General features: G+C 39.8%; 18 protein-coding genes. 3 read left to right on the top strand and 15 right to left on the bottom strand.

Features of this window, described 5'->3' with window-relative positions; translation table 11 throughout:
• Positions 1 to 44: 44 nt before the first annotated feature.
• Positions 45 to 911 (top strand): phospholipase A, encoded by an 867-nt coding sequence (locus JCM15074_RS18250; protein ID WP_025823127.1) that lies wholly within the window; start codon positions 45 to 47, stop codon positions 909 to 911.
• A 112-nt stretch (positions 912 to 1023) separates the two neighbouring features.
• Here the strand turns inward: JCM15074_RS18250 and JCM15074_RS18245 are convergent, their stop codons facing one another.
• On the bottom strand, positions 1024 to 1362 hold the full coding sequence (locus tag JCM15074_RS18245; protein WP_025823125.1) for a P-II family nitrogen regulator: 339 nt from the start codon (positions 1360 to 1362) through the stop codon (positions 1024 to 1026).
• A gap of 252 nt (positions 1363 to 1614) precedes the next feature.
• Here JCM15074_RS18245 and JCM15074_RS18240 point away from each other — a divergent pair, with 252 nt between their 5' ends.
• Together JCM15074_RS18240 and JCM15074_RS18235 are read left to right on the top strand one after the other, a co-directional pair.
• Entirely contained in the window at positions 1615 to 2121 is a 507-nt protein-coding gene (locus tag JCM15074_RS18240; RefSeq protein ID WP_025823123.1) for a GspH/FimT family pseudopilin, read from the top strand.
• A gap of 65 nt (positions 2122 to 2186) precedes the next feature.
• Positions 2187 to 2711 carry a GspH/FimT family pseudopilin gene (locus tag JCM15074_RS18235; RefSeq protein WP_025823120.1) on the top strand — a complete coding sequence of 175 codons (525 nt, stop codon included), beginning with the start codon at positions 2187 to 2189 and terminating at the stop codon, positions 2709 to 2711.
• A gap of 12 nt (positions 2712 to 2723) precedes the next feature.
• Here JCM15074_RS18235 and JCM15074_RS18230 read toward each other — a convergent pair whose 3' ends face one another.
• The 14 genes from JCM15074_RS18230 to ribF all read right to left on the bottom strand — a co-directional run bounded on the left by JCM15074_RS18230 (position 2724) and on the right by ribF (position 18801).
• A complete protein-coding gene (locus tag JCM15074_RS18230; protein WP_025823118.1) occupies positions 2724 to 3017 on the bottom strand; it encodes a TapY2 family type IVa secretion system protein in 294 nt (97 codons plus the stop codon).
• A 6-nt stretch (positions 3018 to 3023) separates the two neighbouring features.
• Positions 3024 to 6551: a pilus assembly protein gene (locus JCM15074_RS18225; protein WP_025823116.1), complete on the bottom strand. Its 3528-nt coding sequence runs from the start codon at positions 6549 to 6551 to the stop codon at positions 3024 to 3026.
• A gap of 171 nt (positions 6552 to 6722) precedes the next feature.
• Positions 6723 to 7010, bottom strand: a complete 288-nt coding sequence (locus JCM15074_RS25705; RefSeq protein WP_025823113.1) for a TapY2 family type IVa secretion system protein — start codon at positions 7008 to 7010, stop codon at positions 6723 to 6725.
• A 46-nt stretch (positions 7011 to 7056) separates the two neighbouring features.
• Positions 7057 to 7395, bottom strand: a complete 339-nt coding sequence (locus JCM15074_RS22980; RefSeq protein ID WP_148300842.1) for a type IV pilin protein — start codon at positions 7393 to 7395, stop codon at positions 7057 to 7059.
• Between the two features lie 4 nt (positions 7396 to 7399).
• Positions 7400 to 8608 (bottom strand): pilus assembly protein, encoded by a 1209-nt coding sequence (locus JCM15074_RS25110; protein WP_234400280.1) that lies wholly within the window; start codon positions 8606 to 8608, stop codon positions 7400 to 7402.
• Entirely contained in the window at positions 8592 to 10931 is a 2340-nt protein-coding gene (locus JCM15074_RS22975; RefSeq protein WP_234400279.1) for a pilus assembly protein, read from the bottom strand. Before JCM15074_RS22975 ends, JCM15074_RS25110 begins: the two co-directional genes overlap by 17 nt.
• 7 nt (positions 10932 to 10938) lie before the next feature.
• The gene (locus JCM15074_RS18205; RefSeq protein WP_025823111.1) at positions 10939 to 11370 is read right to left on the bottom strand and encodes a pilus assembly PilX family protein; all 432 of its coding nucleotides are present in this window, start codon (positions 11368 to 11370) and stop codon (positions 10939 to 10941) included.
• A gap of 12 nt (positions 11371 to 11382) precedes the next feature.
• A complete protein-coding gene (locus JCM15074_RS18200) occupies positions 11383 to 12357 on the bottom strand; it encodes a PilW family protein (RefSeq protein WP_148300841.1) in 975 nt (324 codons plus the stop codon).
• 17 nt (positions 12358 to 12374) lie between these two features.
• The gene (gene pilV, locus JCM15074_RS18195) at positions 12375 to 12920 is read right to left on the bottom strand and encodes a type IV pilus modification protein PilV (protein ID WP_025823107.1); all 546 of its coding nucleotides are present in this window, start codon (positions 12918 to 12920) and stop codon (positions 12375 to 12377) included.
• A 195-nt stretch (positions 12921 to 13115) separates the two neighbouring features.
• Positions 13116 to 14072 (bottom strand): 4-hydroxy-3-methylbut-2-enyl diphosphate reductase, encoded by a 957-nt coding sequence (gene ispH / locus JCM15074_RS18190; RefSeq protein ID WP_025823105.1) that lies wholly within the window; start codon positions 14070 to 14072, stop codon positions 13116 to 13118.
• A gap of 1 nt (position 14073) precedes the next feature.
• Positions 14074 to 14496 carry an FKBP-type peptidyl-prolyl cis-trans isomerase gene (gene fkpB / locus JCM15074_RS18185; protein ID WP_025823103.1) on the bottom strand — a complete coding sequence of 141 codons (423 nt, stop codon included), beginning with the start codon at positions 14494 to 14496 and terminating at the stop codon, positions 14074 to 14076.
• 3 nt (positions 14497 to 14499) lie between these two features.
• Entirely contained in the window at positions 14500 to 15000 is a 501-nt protein-coding gene (lspA, locus tag JCM15074_RS18180) for a signal peptidase II (RefSeq protein ID WP_025823101.1), read from the bottom strand.
• Between the two features lie 9 nt (positions 15001 to 15009).
• Positions 15010 to 17832, bottom strand: coding sequence for an isoleucine--tRNA ligase (ileS, locus tag JCM15074_RS18175; protein ID WP_025823099.1), 2823 nt, complete (start codon positions 17830 to 17832; stop codon positions 15010 to 15012).
• A gap of 33 nt (positions 17833 to 17865) precedes the next feature.
• Entirely contained in the window at positions 17866 to 18801 is a 936-nt protein-coding gene (gene ribF, locus JCM15074_RS18170) for a bifunctional riboflavin kinase/FAD synthetase (protein WP_025823097.1), read from the bottom strand.
• Positions 18802 to 18841 lie beyond the last annotated feature (40 nt).

Raw genomic sequence — 18841 nt, 5'->3', positions numbered from 1 at the left:
ATGTCGATATAATATAAGAAATTTTTGTCTATACAGGATTATCCATGAGCTTTTGCAAGCTGCGAGCACTCGTAATAAATTTGCTCCTACCCAATTTACTTGCGCTTATATCCATTACCACTGTGTATGCACAGCAACAAGCTGCAGATATTGACTTCTTAAGACAGCCTGCGGCATCTGAGCAATTTAATTTAAGTCTTTATCAAGATAACTATTTATTACCACTCTATTATTCAGATAAACCATTTCAATCTTATTTTATTCCGCAAAACCCTAATGGCGGTAAAATCAATCAAACCAGCCTACAGTTCCAATTCAGCTTGAAATACGGTTTAGCTGAGAATATTTTCAGTGATCACGATGATATTTTTATTGCATATACCCAACGAGCAAACTGGCAAGCATACGATCCATCAGCATACTTTAGTGACACCCAATACCAGCCTGAAGTTTTTTATACGATCTACCATAATTGGCAAAAACATGGCTTTTCACTTAACAGCTCATCTTTCGGTTTTGAACATCAATCAAATGGTAAAGGTGGTATCTATGAGCGTAGTTGGAATCGCGTATATTTAAAGTTTATTGGACAGTATCAAAATTTTAGCTATGAGCTCAAACCTTGGGTGCGGATCCATTTTCCAAATTCAACTGATTATAACCGTGATATTAATCATTATATGGGGTATGGCCATATCAAACTCAACTGGCATATGGGTCAGCAATTACTCTCTCTAACATTGCGTAATCAGATTGAGAGTGGCTTTGCCAGAGGTTATCAGGAGTTAAGTTGGAAATTCCCAATTTATAAAAAGTTGCAGGGTTATTTATTGATGCAAAGTGGCTATGGCTTAACCGTATCAACCTATAATCATTACGATAATGCAGTTGGTATTGGTATCAGCTTTTAATAAAAACGACTCATAAAAAAAGGCGGTTTATCCGCCTTTTTCTATATCCAAACAACCTAAAATTACTGTTTTAGAAACATTAAGTTAGTTCGAGAATAATAATCGTATCTATTTATACCGCTTCTTCGTTTTCTTCACCAGTACGAATACGGATCACTCGTTCAATATCGGTTACAAAGATCTTACCGTCACCAATTTTTCCAGTACGCGCAGTATCAACGATAACATCTAAAGTTTGCTCAAGTAGCTCATCTTGAATAATCAATTCAATTTTTACTTTAGGTAAGAAATCAACCATATACTCGGCACCGCGATACAGTTCAGTATGGCCTTTTTGACGCCCAAAACCTTTGACTTCTAACACAGTCATGCCAGTAATCCCGATATCAGCTAACGCCTCTCGGATATCATCTAGCTTAAACGGTTTAATGATGGCTTCGACCTTTTTCATTTATAACTCCATTCTGAATATAGGGTACTGGACTATTTATATTATTTTATCATGTAGTTGCAATATATCAGTTAAATTGCAAATGCATTATCTTTTGCACAGTACAATACCATATCTGACATCAATACAGGAGGAATTCAGCAAAAATCATCATGAAAAACTTACTAGTGTTAACATATTTAATCCACAGACAGACCAATATCAGGGCGCTACACTTTATCACTTAACCTAGCCGCTTAAGCTGGTCATAATATGAATAACAGCAAAGGCTTTACGTTACTTGAGCTATTATTTGCCCTCATGATTTTATTAATTATGTACCTAATTGCTATGCCTGCCATGGCTCAACTAATCGCTTATCATCGTGCCCAAACCAATATCAACAGTTTACAACGAACAATTATCTTCGCACGCAATCATGCCATTAGTTATGGTCTGCGCGTGACGATTTGCCCAATAGAGGCTGATAAATGCAGCCGTGATTGGCATCAGCCTATTCACGTTTTTATCGATTATCAGCAAGCCAATCAAATAGACCGTCATGACAAAATTCTTTATCAATTTCCGGCTATCCATCATAAAGATAAAATTAAGTATAATCGTCTCGCTATCAGATTTCAGCATACAGGCCTAGCCTCAGGTACCAATGGCACGCTGAGTTATTGCGCTATATATGGCAATAAATACATCAAGAAAGCGATAGTGATTAACCAATCTGGAAGAGTGAGAACCTCAACTAAAAAAAACATTAAATGTTAATTATTAGTTGCTGTTTTATTGTTAGTGTCTATTATGGGGAACAAATTTAAATATTATAATTAGATATGCATCACCACAAAGGACTGACATTAGCAGAATTAGCTATCGTAATTGCCATAATCGCTATTTTGGTTGCAGTCGCCCAGCCCTCTTTTAGTCAACTAATATCTAATCAGCGGAGTAATACTGCCGCAAAACAGATAAACCAATCTTTTATGTTTGCCCGTAATCAAGCATTAAATTATGGTGCTAGGGTAACCGTATGCCAATTAGAGGGTAATAATTGCAGCGCGAGTACTGATTGGAAAAATGGGTATAGCATTTTTATCGATAATGGTGTTGTGGGTATCGTGGACAGTGACAATGGCCAACAGGATGTGATCATTAATGTAGTTAACAATTTCAATAGCCAAGACCAAGTACAAGCATCGGCGGCAAGTTTTAGTTTTGAATCTCACGGTTTTTTAAATGCTAATGCTGCAACCATTCAGCTCAGTTATTGCCCACCAAAGCAACAGTCAAGTCAATGTAAGTTAATCAGTATTAGCCCAGCAGGAAAAATTAATACCAGCGATAAACCAAACACTTAGTAACCATACACATTAATACTGCATATCGTCAAAATTATACGCTTCTCTTATTTTGAACGCTTTATACAATGGCGCGCACTCAATCACTTTTATGACTCGCACTTGTTGTTCCATATCTTTTACGTCAACCATTTGATCGACGAGCTTAGCTCGCTTGGCCAGCGTTTGTTGCACAGGCCAAAAGTGTAAACTAATTTGTGGGCCTGCACTCGTTTGTAGATAGCATTTATACTCCAGTTCTTCGGCCACTAGGCTAGTACTAAACAACATACTAGCCAACAACATCATTAAACTGCTTTTATTCATATAACCTCAATTAATCTCATCTTGAAAATAATACACTTTTTGTTTGTTTAAGCTTTGCCCCAAACAAAGTTTATCTGTTTCAGGACAGTCATCGAGGTAATTACCTTCACTGTCTTTTCTACGCTCTAATTGAGCTGCGGCATTACCAATACCAATGAGGTGCATTTGCGTATTACCATCACTATCGGCAGGGATCACCAACTGTGGAGTGTCTGGTACCCGCTGTCCAACTTCTACATGCTCTTTAGTATAAGCACGGTAACCATAATTTAAATTAAAACCATAAAGCCGACCTACACCACCAGCAAGACATATCGCACTGTTTGCATTTTCCTCTTCAGGTACATAAGAGGTAAAGAAGACTTTGCCATTTAAAATAGTGGCTGCTGATAAGTTTTTTTCACCTTTATCTTTAAAGTTGTAATACCAACCTCGACGAGTTGAAAACTGAGCTAAACTTTCGGCGCTATTATGATCTGCTGGCGCACTTGTAACGTCATATAAATGACTCATCTTTAACGCTTGCGGAATGGGTACACCATCATAACCTGCTGATTTTGTGATTATATTCCTATCTTGTAGAACAAACATGGTGTCTTGTCGGCTAGAATCTGAAGGATTAGGCCTAAGCCCACTACCAATCACTACCGCATCGTAGGGGATTTTTTGATAAGCATGAACAGTACTGCCATTACTCTCCACAGACTTAACAGTATTAATCATTGTTTGTGCAACGACAGGCTCCGAATAAAATCGAATATCACTCGCGACATTTTTAGCACCTAATTCAGCAAACTTATACGCTGTCCAAGGCGCTTGACTGCTTTTCGGATGAGTACTTGGCATATCTATTCGCCAAATATTGCCTCCTGTATCACTAGCATAAATTCTATCTGATAGTTCATCGTTATTGCTATCTAGCACCGCAACTGTATTGGGAATGCTATCGGTAATGCCAGGTAATTTGGTCATTTTAAGATTAGATTTGTGACCAAAGCTGTGTACTAAGGCCCCTGTTTTGGCATCAATAATATATACCCCTCTGCCCTTAGCATCATTATCAACAACGTCTAAACTATCTTTTTCAGTATCGTAACCACCACCAATAATCATCACCGGCTTAGCACTGTCATACTCAGTGTTATTTGCAGGCCACCCTGGAATACGTGTGATGATAGGCTTTGCCCAACTTTGTCCTAAGTCTTCAAGTCCTGCGCTATTAGTATCTATTTTCCACATAAATTTAGGCTCATCCGGCTTGGTGATGTCCAGCGCAAAGTAACTACTTCCGCCTCTGCGCATCCCAAAGAAAAGCCAAGCTTTAGTTAATCGACCATCATTATTATATTCAGTGTGTACACTAGGGCGAGCATCTAAACCATATACCGAATGTAGCCCGATCTGGTTATTCTCTTTTAACTCTCGAATATTACTTACCAATTCATATGGCATAAATGCCCATGTTTCACTAATCGATGATCCTTGATCTTTAAACATATGCATTACACCATGATTAGTGCCGACTACAATTCGGATATCAGGTGATGTTTGACTGCCATAATTAATCGCTAATGGTTTAGAATGAAGCGGATCACCCATAATATCTCTTCGGGTTTCTTGATTATTATTGTTCTCATTTTCATCAAAAATATCGCGTCCTTTAAACCACTCAAGATAATCATCGATCAACTCTTGTTTAACACCAATATCATTAACTAACTGGTTAGCCGAACCCGCTTTATTTATTAAATTTTGCTTAGTTAAACTTTGTAGGCTTCCGTTATCACCAGAATTAACGTAAAAGGTTCGATTTGACCAACCGGAATCAACCAGCATACCTGCCGCGCCGCCAATAGCGACATCACTTCCATCACCACCACTATCTGCGTGTTGACAGACGATATCGGAGGTCCAATAAGTACATGCTGATGCAGCTAAATTACCTTCATCATTAATCGCTTTAGTACCATTTTTATCCACAATAGTGCCATCAACAGTCACTTTTAATTTTTTCAGATTACCTGACCAACGCGGCCCCTTATTAGGTAAAAACATGGCGTAATAAACAGAGTCAAAAGTACGAGTACGATCAAAATTGTTACTTGCAATTGAAGGCGAGGTAAAACTGGTATCCACTTCTAAAATATCAGAGAAAACATCACGTAAAGAAGTCTTTAAGGCATTTGCATCCAAGGCGGTATAATACTTACCACCTGAACGTTTGGCTGTTTCTTGAAGTAACTCTTTGACGCTATTAGCCCCCTCACTAAAACCGATAGTATATGTGGTTACGGTTTGTTTACCGGGTACTCCAGCAGCCAAATCATTATTTTTCATCCAGCCAGCCAGTGCGGCAAGATAGCTATACTCACGGCGCGGATCTTTGTGTGTACGAACCTTAACGCGATCCGCCTCAGTTACCCCATTGAGCCCTAGCACCAAACTATTAGCAGACCAATCATTCCAGGGTGCACCATCAGTCACGTACACCACGTAAGCATTACGCTCACACTTTTCAAAGGGTGAAATATAAGAACCATTACTTATGATACTGTCATCGCGCTTAGGCCATCCCGTTTTATTCGTATCCCAACTACTGTATTTTATCGACTTGCCACCTAAATAGCGCATCGCCTCATATAAGGTTTCACATAACGGAGTTGAAGTCCTTGCTCCTATATCCTCGGTGACGTCATTAAAGGTAATTTTGCCATCAGAATCTAACTGCTTCACGCCTAGAACGATTCGACCACCATCGATTCTTCGATTAAATATCATCAACCCAAAATCAACCCCTGGGGTTGTTACAATCAACTCTTGAATAACATTTTTGGCCAACTCAATACGTTTAATGAAATGATTCTGCACATTGCCATGATACCAATTCACATAATGCTCGGAATAAAGATGAACAGGTTTACCCGTACTAAATCCAGTTTTTAATGCTTCTTTTAAAGCATTCTCTTTAATTTTACTATTACTACTTGAGTTGACTAAATAATAAGGCGATATATTGGTTTGAGAACCTAGACCATTAACAGGTAATCCCTGAGGATAATCAGTCGTGTTATAATATTGAGCTTCTTCTATATCATTATAACAATCTGCAATAGTTATATTAACGCCATCACCCTCTGGCAAAACTCGCCATAATCCGTTATCACCAATATACGAATAATGTCTAAAAAAGTCGGTATACATGCCATAATTTTTTAAAAAGTATTTTGATGACTTACAACCATTTAAATTATTTTTAAAAAACTGTTTGCTATCAGGAGAAGGAATTTCAGTACTACTAAAACTGTAATAAACTTTTTTGTGGGTATCAATCTGTGTTGAGGGAACATAAGGCTTTCTAGCAGTTAATTTATTTCCCATACTGCCAGAATTATCAAGCACGACTAAAATTTTGGGGCGGGTCTTATTTTTTACCGTTGCATCTTTAACATAAAGTTCAGTATCATCAGCCCATATATCACAAGCCACTATCGCACTGAATAGGACAAATACTTGGCTGACTAACGCTAACTTCATAACTCGCTCCATCGGTAATTTAATATTATTAGTGTTGTATCATCCCTAATACCATCAATTACAACTTATGATGTAGCTAGCTTATTTTTATATACTCTATAAGATTTATATAAAAATAACTCACCCCGCTTTCGTGTTTATAAACCTACCTAAAATCATGATTGTTTTCAATTAATATATCTGATGTTCATCTAAATTATATGCGTTTCTTAATTTAAATCTGGAATAAGTAGGTACACATTCATTTACTTGCCTGATTATCGTTTTCTTAGTTAACGATTTTATAGAAGTTTCTTGGCCAATAAGCCCCTGCATATGCTTATTAACGTGACCTATTGGCCATGAGTATTGTTTTATGTATTGCCCATCATCGGTAGTAACATAGCATTTAATATCAATATTTTTAGCCTCAATACTCAAAGGTAAAATAAACAAGCCAATATAGAGTAAATACCTCATTACCAACATCCTTTAGGCGTTCTGAGGCCATTAATATTTAGTCCCATCACCTTACATGCATCATCCTTTTAGCTTGTTCACCCAAAGCGGTTAATGATACCTGCAAGTTACCATCAACAATGCTGCTATCGGCACTATAAAAACCGTTATCGGTCACATAGGGATCTTTATCAAACCCGAGTAATTTCATATCTACCGCATAACTGCGATTATCGATATAGTATTGTTCCTGTAAATTAGCGACTTTCATCATCAAAGCTTGACCATCCGCTCGGTATCCTTTCGCGACTTGTTGCACATAACTGGGATAAGCTATGCTTGCAAGAATGCCAATAATCACCACAACAATCATCACTTCAACTAAGGTAAATCCTTTTATTTTCATAGTTCTACTCATGTAAATAATAATAAACTTTATTGGTACTTAACCCATTCCCTAAACATAACTTATCATTTTCATCGCAATTTTCATCAACTTGGGCATCAGCGGGGCGCTCTAGTAATGACATGGCATTACCCACGCCAATTAAATGCATTTTAGGATCGCCGTTATTATCAACTGGTATCACTAACTGCGGGGTATCAGGAACAATATCCCCCACCTCAACATATTCACGAGTATAAGCTCTTGAACCTTTATTGAGCATGAAGCCATATAACCGCCCCATTCCTGACACTAAGCATTGATTGGTATTGGCCTGATTACTCGGCACATAAGAGGTGAAAAAAACTCTACCATTTAATATAGTCGCTGCCGATAGGTTTTTTTCACCTTTATCTTTAAATGTATAAAACCAGCCTTTTTTAGCTGAAAATGCTAACTCTTGCGATAAGTCTTTCGGTGCAGCCTGAGTCACATCGTATAACTGCTCGTGGGTAATGGCTGCTGGAATGACTTGCCCATTTGTTCCAGTAAATGATTTCGCGGTTATATGCCTATCTTGTAAAGCAAAAAACATATCTTGTCGATTGGTATCAGTAGGATGAGGTCTCAATCCAGTACCGATGACTACCGCATCATATGGTACTTGTTGAAATGAAATACTATTAAGTCCCTCTTGTTGGTAAACATTATTAACAATAGTTTGTGCAACAACAGGTTCTGAATAAAAGCGAATATCTTTGATTAATTCATTATCACCTAAAGCTGCAAACTTAAACGCCGTCCAAGGAGAGGTCGCATGCTTAGGGCTTTCGCTTGGTAAATCCATTCGCCAAACATTACCGCCTGTATCACTGGCATAAATACGGTCGGTAAATTGATCACTATCACTGTCTAATATTGCTACTGCATTAGGAATACTGTCGGTAATGCCTGTTATTTGTGTCATTTGTGCAGAAGTGCTGGGACCAAAACTATGCACTAATTGTCCTGTTTGAGCATCAACTATAAATACAGCCTTCCCTGTTGCATCATTCTCTCCGACTAATAATGTATCTTTAGTGGCTGCAGCATAACCGCCACCAAAAATAATCACCGGCCTTGCGAGTTCAGGATCTCTATTGCCTTCAGGCCACCCCATAATCTTAGTCACCACAGGTTTTGACCATGTTTGCGCTAATTGTTCAAAACCATTGTCTTCAGGCCAATCCGCCACATTTTTTGGGGTGAATCAGGATTACTAATATCAAAAGCATAATAATGATGCCCCCCCTGCGCATCCCCATAAATAGCCATGCTTTGGTTATACCGCTAGCATTATATTCAGCATGAACCACCGCCTCTCCGTCCATCCCATAAATTGAATGCACACCACTGGGATTATTCATCCTTAACTGGCCCTGATTCACGAGCAATTCGTAAGGCATTAATGCCCAAGATTCACTGACACTATCTCCAGCATCTTTAAGCATATGAATAAAGCCTTGATTAGTACCGAAGATAAGCCGTATATCAGGATTTTTTTCTGTACCATAATTCAGTGACAATGGCTTTGAATGAAGTATGTCGCCTAACATGCCTTGTCTATTTTCATCACGTTGATAATCGGTATCTTCATCATCAACATCTCGACCTTCAATCCAGTCAAACATATCTGGTAGGTGAACAGGCTCCATCCCCATAAACTGTGCTAACTTAGCCTCTGTCCCCGCTCGGTTGATCAAGTTCGTCATTGTGAGTGGCGCAACTTGCTCATTATTACCAATGTCACTCAGTAAATTGCGCTCTGACCACCTGATTTGGCGAATAGCATCAAGCGCGCCTCCTAACATCACATCTGCACCATCTCCTCCTGCACTAGCTGCTTGGCAAACCTCATCTGAAGTCCAAAACGAACACGCACTAGAGTCTATCTCACCCTCGGTATTTATGACTGGTAAGCCATTCTTATCAACAATATCGCCATTAGCTTGTACTTTGAATTTCTTGATATTACCCGTCCAACGAGGGCCACTATTAGGTAAAAACATCGCATAATAAACAGAATCAAATGTTTTTGTTCGATCAAAATTATTACTGGTAACCGCAGGAGAAGTGAATGTCGCATTGCCACCTACAATATCAGAAAAAACCTGCTTTAATGCCACCCGAAGCTCTTCTGCATCCGATGCCGGATAATATTGCCCCCCAGCTCTAATAGCCGTTTCTAACAATACTGGCGCAGCATCATTTGCCCCCTCACTAAAACCAATAGTGTAGGTTGTCACATTCTGCTCACCAGGTGCATCGGCATGAGTATTAACGTCGTTATTTTTCATCCAGCCCGCTAAGGCAGGTAAATAACTGGTAAAATTAGGTCGGTAATTTACGAATGCATCTTTACTGGAAATACCTGATAAATTTCGGATTAAATTATCTGCGGCATTATCAAGTGTAGGAGCGCCATCAGTAATATAAATAATATAGGCATTATTCTGGCAACGCTTAAATGGGGAACGGTAGTTATACCCTTGTTCAATACTGCGATCACGTGGAGGTCTATTCGCACTGTACCAATTAGAATAGCTACTATCAGCCTTACCGTAAACCACCTCTAAACCACCAAAATAACGATAGGCTTCAAATAAGGTTTCACATAATGGTGTGTTGGTATTGGCTGGCAATTGATTAATTAACCCTAATAACTCCTGCTTATTAGAGGTATCCATTTTTTGGATACCAGAAATGATCCGCCCACCATCTCGATCGCCTTCATAACGATAATTTAAATTAAACATCGCCAAACCAAAATCCACGCCTGCAGTCGTTACAATAGTATCTTCAATCACTCTGCGTGCTATTTTTAAACGGTTGCTCCATATATTTCTTTTATCGCTGTAATACCATTGCACATAACGCTCTGTATATAAATGAACGGGCTCTCCCGTACCAAATTTAGTTAATAACGCTTTAACATAGGCCTGTTCTTTACTTGCATCGGTAGAGGATTGACTCACTGCAGTATAGTATTGTGGCTTTGTTGTAGAACCTAAACCATCAACGGGTAACCCAGATTTTTGCAAAGTAGCATTGCGATAATCCTGCTCTTCTATATCCTCAAAACAATCAAGCACAGCTATAGTATTCCCTCCTCCAGCAGGAAGAGGTCGCCAACTTCCCACTTGCCCGACAAAATTATAATGCCGTATATAGCCGGTATACATGCCATATTGATTTAAATACTGATGTGATGAAAAACAACCATTGGTAGATTGGAGAAAATATTGATTCGAAGTCGGTTTAGGTACACTCGTACTATTAAAACTATAATAAATACGTGAGTCTGCAGCCGGCGTTCCATTACTGCTGCCCCGAGGAAAAGGTTGCTCAGTAAGTTCTTCCGTATCCATACTGCCAGAATTATCAAAAATAATAAGCACCTGTGGTCTGGCACCTGCGCGTACAGACACATCAGACACATATAATTCGGTATCGTCAGCATATACATTCGTACACACTAATCCCATAACAATCCCTGTTATCCATCTCCAGCCTACCATGGCCTAATTATCCTCCAGTAAAGACTTCCTGCTCTACACCAACCACAATCTGTAAACGCCCCATATCATCACGACCAAAACTAGCCTCGCTTGATATCTCAATGCGGCGACAACGAATCAAACTGGCATTATTAGCGGCTTCAGTTCGCTTACAACTCACATCACCTTCAGAAATAGGAGTGACTTTATGGTTAACCTTAAAATCACTGTCAACAACCTCTGTTTCAACCGTCATTAATGCCAGCATCTCTGATGTTAAATCATTCAGTACTTTAGCTTGTGCTCCCTGCGCTGCAGCCATCGCTGAAACCCGCTCATTACCAGCACCAGCCATACGTAATGATTGACTTGAATTCATCGCTAATCCTACGCCTATCATAGTTAGAATAAGCAGTACAATTAACGCAAGAAAAAGTACAATTCCTTGTTGTTTCCTCATAAGAACCTCTTACTAACGTATTAGCGCAGGGTTATCTAGCATAATCGTCGATGACATTACTTTACGACGATAATTGTCATTTAATGGACCAATAGTTTTATCCCCTAACTGATACACAACATTATTGGTATAGCTTCTATCTTGCTCAATACTGCGAACTAATAGATAAAGCCGAACGGCAACAATTCGGGCAAAATCTTGGTTATCCCACATGGTATCAGTCACATTAGCAGCAGGAATAAAACTATCAGCACTGCCATCACCGTTGTCATCAATGCCATATAACACTCTAAAATTCTCGATACCTTCAACCAATTGCTCAAAACTACCCGCTTTGCGCATACCTCCGACTCTCAAAGCCTGACGACGTAGCACAGGGATATCACCATCACTGCGAATATAATAAATATGATGCAAGTAATGCCAAAAACGTCGTCCTAGAAAATTAGGGGGTGTTTGGTCACCACTAAATAGCACCGCACGATTACTCGATGTAGCAATGTAATAACGATTAGTATCATTGGGATTCTGTACATCAGGCCCAGAAAAGCGCTTAATTTGAATCACATCGGTATTGGCATTAACGTTATTACCTAAACAAGTAAACGGTTCAGACCCAACGCCTTGTTCATATCCCCAAATACGTCGAAAATGACCAGATACATTACTGGGAAAGGAGCTGTTATTACTGCCAGCACCAACGCAATCACTCGCCGCATCAACCGCAGACGCTTGTGATTCGAAATTAATACCTGTAATAAATGCTATGCCCGTCATATCAGCCATAAAACCGACCTGACTAATATCAGCAGCCATAATCATCATGGCAATCCGACCATTTTCCTGTAATTCATTATATTGACTCGTCGTTCTAACATTTGTCGCCGAGCTACTGAACATCGACATCAAGCCCAATGTAAGAAACATACCGATCAAGATTGCTACCATGAGTTCAACTAATGAAAAACCTTGTTCTCTTTTTTTCATGGGTAATCTATTTAAACTCATAAAGAGATCACCGTTTCCAATAAGAAAAATCGTCTTTTATCATTACTTGTCCCACATCCTTGTACAAATGCATCAGCGTTCGCTGTGCTATCACCTGTATCACGCAGCCCATGCCAAGTAATCGCGACAGAAACGTTATTATTAATAATTTGGATGCAACCTGTTGCCTGAGCTAGACCACCAACAAATTGTTCGTCAATTTGCTCCGTACTACCGCGAAGAAGCTGTTGCCAACTATACAGATCCCATGTTCCAGTTTGATCATTGCTACATACATCGGCATTGACACCATCACAACTAAATTCAGGTTTAACTAAACTACCATTAACAACAGCATTACTATATAACGCTAATTGGCTAATATTAAGCTTCATACGGTTAACGATATCGCTTGCAAGAAATGCCGCCTGGCTTTGCTGAAATGACTCGAAACTACTGCGTTTGGCAATAATGTGTAGATTGAATACACCAATAATACCAATGATTAAAATAACCATTGCCACTAGTACTTCAATTAATGAAAAACCACTCTGCCGATGCATTTAAGCTTCATCCATGCCAAATAGAAAATTCAGTATAACCTGCAAGCACTTACAATGTTAATACTATGATTAAAATTTGTAAGTAAATAGTACTGTTTGTCGTAGGAGATCAGATATAAAAAAACGCCTGAGTGCTTTCACACTCAGGCGTTTTATTTAAAAAGAATTAAACGACTTAAAGTCGTTTATAAATCTCTAACGTAATTCTGCTGGAACAGCAAAGACAGTATCTTCTTTACGGCCTTCAACTTCGGTAATCACACTTGGTGCAAGTTTAGCGATGGCATCAATCACTTGTTGTACTAGTACTTCAGGGGCTGATGCACCTGCAGTTACCGCAACTTTTGTCACGCGATTAAACCAGTCCAATTCAACATCTGCCGCGGTATCAACCAAATAAGCATGACAGCCATTTTTCTCAGCTAGTTCACGTAATCGATTTGAATTAGAACTATTTTTAGAACCAACCACGATCAGCAAATCAACCTTATTGGCAAGATTCCGAACCGCATCTTGTCGGTTCTGAGTCGCATAACAAATATCATCTTTACGCGGACCTTCGATAGTTGGAAATTTATCTTGCAGCGCTTTAATAATATCAAGCGTGTCATCGACTGATAATGTAGTTTGGGTTACAAAGCATAAATTATCAGAGTTTTTAACGGTTAATGCGGCTACGTCAGCTGTTGACTCCACCAGATAAACCCCACCTTCAGGGTTATCATATTGCCCCATCGTACCCACCACTTCAGGGTGACCTTGATGACCGATTAAAATACACTCAACCCCTTTACGACTTGCACGGGTCACTTGTAAGTGTACTTTAGTCACCAATGGACAAGTGGCATCAAATACTCGTAAACCACGAGTTTTCGCTTCTTTACGTACAGACTGCGGCACACCATGAGCACTAAAAATAACAATACTGTCATTAGGAACTTGATCCAATTCTTCAACAAAAATTGCACCACGGTCTTTTAAATTTTGTACCACATACCGATTGTGTACCACTTCATGACGTACATAAATTGGTGGCGAAAATAACTCTAATGCGCGTTCAACAATACTAATAGCACGATCAACACCCGCACAAAAACCACGCGGATTAGCGAGCATAATATTAAGTGAAGAGGATTTTTTGTCTGTTTGCATACTAACCTACCTGAACGACTTCTAGTTCAAATTTTAGTACCTGTCCTGCAAGAGGATGATTAAGATCAACAGTAACAGAGTCAGCTGCTACGTCCCTAACCATACCAGGGATCTCGCTATTAGCAGGACCGGTGAAACTGATAATAACGCCAGGTTCGAGCACCATATCTGCAGGAAAACGACTGCGTTCTAGATAATGGATAGCATCTGGGTTAATAGGACCAAATGCAGCTTCTGGTTGTAATATAAACTGATGTTTATCACCTTGCTGCAATTGGCCTATTTGTGCCTCGAATTCAGGACTTAGACTATTGTCGCCCACATTTAACCAAACAGGCTTACCTGATTGCTTGGTACTTTCCGCGATTGAACCATCTTCAAGTACAATATCCATATGACATAATAGTGAGCGAGCGCCTGTCATCCTTTACTCCTTGGCAGCTTGAGTTTTTTCAGTCTTAAACGCATCCCAAATAATCAGGAATGCACCAACACAAATTGCTGAATCAGCAATATTAAATGCAGGATAATGGCTGTTTTTCCAATAAAAATCGATAAAATCGACCACATATCCATGCATTAAGCGATCAACTAAATTACCAATCGCACCACCTATCACTAACGTGTAGGCTAGGTTTAAACGCCATAACTTGCTTGATTGACGTCTAAGCCAGATGGTTAAAATCACACTAAAGCCTACGGCTATAATTGTAAATAACCAACGCTGCCAACCACCTGCATCACTTAAAAAGCTAAATGCGGCGCCATAATTTCGCACATAGGTGAAATTAAAAAATGGTAACAACTGAATCGAATCATACAACTTAAAGTTAGCTAATACCCATTGCTTAGATAGCTGGTCGGCGAAAAACACCAACACAGCTACCCAATACCAACGTAAGCCACTCTCTTTCCAAGTTAATGGCATTATGCGTCCTTATGCAAATTGACGAGTTTCACCGTCACCATCAATGTTGGTCACACAGCGTTGGCATAATGTTGGATGAGCTTCAACTTGACCAACCTCGTCACTATAGTGCCAGCAACGCTCACACTTATGTGCTTCACTCTTCTCTAAACCTAAGCTTAAACCTGCAAGTTCAGTTGCAGTTGCATCAGCAGGTGCATCAGCAAGTGCTTTAACAGTCGCTTTAGACGTTAATAGTACGAAACGTAATTCATCTTCAATCTGTGCTAACTTATTGGCTAATAAGTCATCTGCATATAATGTGATTTCAGCTTCTAGTGAACCGCCAATACGCTTATCGCGACGAGCTTGCTCAAGTACTTTGTTCACTTCGTTACGAACGGCAATCAGTTCAGACCAGAAGTCATCACTTAAATCAGTCTCTAAAGTGACAGACTTCAGACCATCGAACCACTCTTGAATAAATACATATTCATCACGCTTGCCTGGCATTAACTGCCATACTTCGTCAGCAGTAAAGCTTAAGATTGGCGCAATCCAACGTACCATTGCTTCAGTGATTAGATACAATGCAGATTGACAGCTACGACGTGCATGACCTTCAGTCTTAGCAGTGTATTGACGATCTTTAATGATATCTAAGTAGAAGCTACCAAGTTCTACAGAGCAGAACTGCATTAATTTCTGAGTCACTTGGTGGAAATTATATTGATTATAAGCCTCAATAATTTCTTGCTGTAGTGCATCTGCGCGACGTACAACCCAACGATCCAATGCCACCATGTCTTCAACTGCAACCATATCAGTTTCAGGGTTGAAACCATTTAGGTTAGCCAATAAGAAACGAGTCGTGTTACGGATACGGCGATATGCATCAGCGCTACGATTCAAAATTTCATCAGAAACCGTCATTTCACCGCTGTAATCTGTTGATGCAACCCATAAACGTAGGATGTCAGCGCCTAATTTGTTAGTCACTTGCTGAGGTGCAATTACGTTACCTACAGACTTAGACATCTTGCGACCTTTACCATCAACGGTAAAGCCATGAGTCAACACCTGCTTGTATGGCGCTTTACCATTCATCGCAGTTGAAATCATCAATGAAGACATGAACCAACCACGGTGTTGATCGCTACCTTCAAGGTATAGATCGATATCATGACCATGGAATTCAGGACGTGAAGCAACGACTGATGAGAATGTTGAACCAGAGTCATACCATACGTCTAAGGTATCAGTCACTTTGCGGTAATGCTCTGCATCTTCACCTAGTAATTCAGCAATATCTAGATCCCACCAAGCTTGAATGCCTTTTTGCTCAATCAAGTTAGCTACGCGAGACATCAATGCCACGCTATCTGGGTGTAGTGCTTCTGTTTCGCGGTGCACAAATAAAGTAATTGGCACGCCCCAAGTACGTTGACGTGAAATACACCAGTCTGGGCGGTTCTCAACCATACGCTCAATACGGCTTTGGCCCCAATCAGGGATCCACTGAGTTTGTTCAATCTCAGTTAGCGCTTGCTTACGTAAACCATTGTTGTCCATTGAGATGAACCACTGTGGTGTCGCACGGAAGATAATCGGCGTTTTGTGGCGCCAGCAATGTGGGTAGCTGTGACGGAAAGCTTCACTGTGTAGTAATACACCTGTTTCTTTCAATAACTCAACAACCGCATCATTTGCTTTAAATACATGCTGACCCGCAAAAATTTCAGTGTCAGCTTTATAAACGCCGTTATCACCAACTGGATTCGCAATTTCTAAGCCATACTTTTGACCAATCACAAAGTCATCTTGACCGTGACCAGGTGCAGTATGAACAACACCAGTACCCGCTTCAGTTGTAACATGATCACCAAGTAAAACTGGCACATCGAATGCGTAGAATGGGTGGTTAAAACGTAATAGTTCAAGTTCAACGCCAGCAACTTGAGCAAGCACTTGATGTGTCTCAATGCCATAGCGCGCTAAACAAGATTCAGCTAGCTCTTCAGCAATAATAATTGCTTGCTTAACACCTTCGATTTCAATTTCGATTAGGTTATAAGTTAAGTTCGGGCTAATAGATAAACCGCGGTTAGCAGGTAATGTCCAAGGTGTCGTTGTCCAAATCACCATAGACACTTGGCCAGCATAATCAGCTAAACCAAACTTGCTTAACACTAACGCTTTATCAGCTGCAGAAAACGCCACATCAATCGCTGGAGATGTTTTATCTTCATATTCAACTTCAGCTTCAGCTAATGCTGAACCACAATCAGTACACCAATGAACAGGCTTAACACCTTTGTGTAAATGACCACTTTCAATCACTTTTGACAATGAACGTACAATATTAGCTTCTGTGCTAAAGTCCATTGTTAAATATGGGTTTTGCCAATCAGCTAATACGCCTAAACGGATAAAGTCATCACGTTGGCCGTCAACCTGAACTGCCGCATATTTACGGCATTCTTCACGAAATTCAGCCGCAGTTACTTTTTGTCCAGGCTTACCTACTTTCTGTTCAACTTTAAGTTCAATAGGTAGACCATGGCAGTCCCAACCTGGAACGTATGGAGAGTCAAAACCTGAAATAGTTTTAGATTTGATAATAATATCTTTTAAAATCTTATTTACAGAGTGACCAATATGAATACTACCGTTTGCATATGGAGGGCCATCATGAAGAATGAATGGCTTACGGCCAGTACGGCTTTCACGGATCTTTTGGTATAACCCATCCTGTGTCCAGCGTTTAAGCATTTCTGGCTCACGATTAGCCAAGTTGCCACGCATCGGAAACTCTGTTTCCGGCAAATTCAAAGTAGATTTATAGTCGCTCATTGATCCTATACCGTTATTTAAGCTTAATTAAGTTTAGCTTCTTTGCAGACAAAATAAGGCTTTAGCCTCATCTACATCATGTAAAATTTGTAGTTTAAGTGCATCTAATGATGCAAACTTTTGTTCATCACGAATCTTAGCAACTAAAGTCACGCTAATTCGCTGACCATAAAGATCACCTGAAAAATCAAATAGGTGCACTTCTAATTGACAGGTTTGGCCATTAACCGTTGGACGATGTCCAATGTTTGCCACCCCTAAATATTCGTTACCATCTTGCACGCGTACCTTAACGGCAAACACACCGTTAACAGGCACCACGTTGCGTTTTAAAGCAACATTTGCCGTAGGAAATCCAATTGTACGTCCTAGTTGACGGCCATGAAACACGCGCCCAGACACACAATATGGATGCCCTAATAACTCGCTCGCTTGCTCAACATCACCAGCGGCAAGTACATTACGGATCATCGTTGAACTAACTCGTTGTGATTGCACTAGAAAGCTCTGAGTACTGACTACGGTAAAACCGTATTTAGCCCCCGCTTCAACTAACATCGCAAAGTTACCTTGACGATTTTTACCAAAGCAAAAATCATCACCAACCACTAAATATTTCACGCCTAATTTATCAACCAATAATTGTTTAACAAATTGCTCGGCGGGTTGGCTAGCAAAAGCTTGAGTAAAGCGCACACACAATAGTCGATCTATGCCTAACTGTGCTAGCAAATTAAACTTATCTATTAACAAATTTAATCGAGCTGGCGCACGGCTACCATTAAACAACTCTTGTGGCTGTGGTTCAAAAGTCATCACCACAGTAGGCAAATTAAGTGCCTCTCCCTGGGCTATCAGCTGGGCTAACACCGCAGCATGACCCCGATGGACACCATCAAAATTGCCAATCGTCAGCACACAACCGTGATGACGAGGTAAAATGTTGTGTATACCGCGGATTAATTCCATTATTTTGCTTAACTGCCAAAAACAATCCGCGGATTATATA

Origin of the sequence: Shewanella marina JCM 15074, assembly GCF_000614975.1 — a bacterium.
GTDB lineage: Bacteria > Pseudomonadota > Gammaproteobacteria > Enterobacterales > Shewanellaceae > Shewanella > Shewanella marina.
This window is presented reverse-complemented; position numbering and strand designations above follow the sequence as displayed.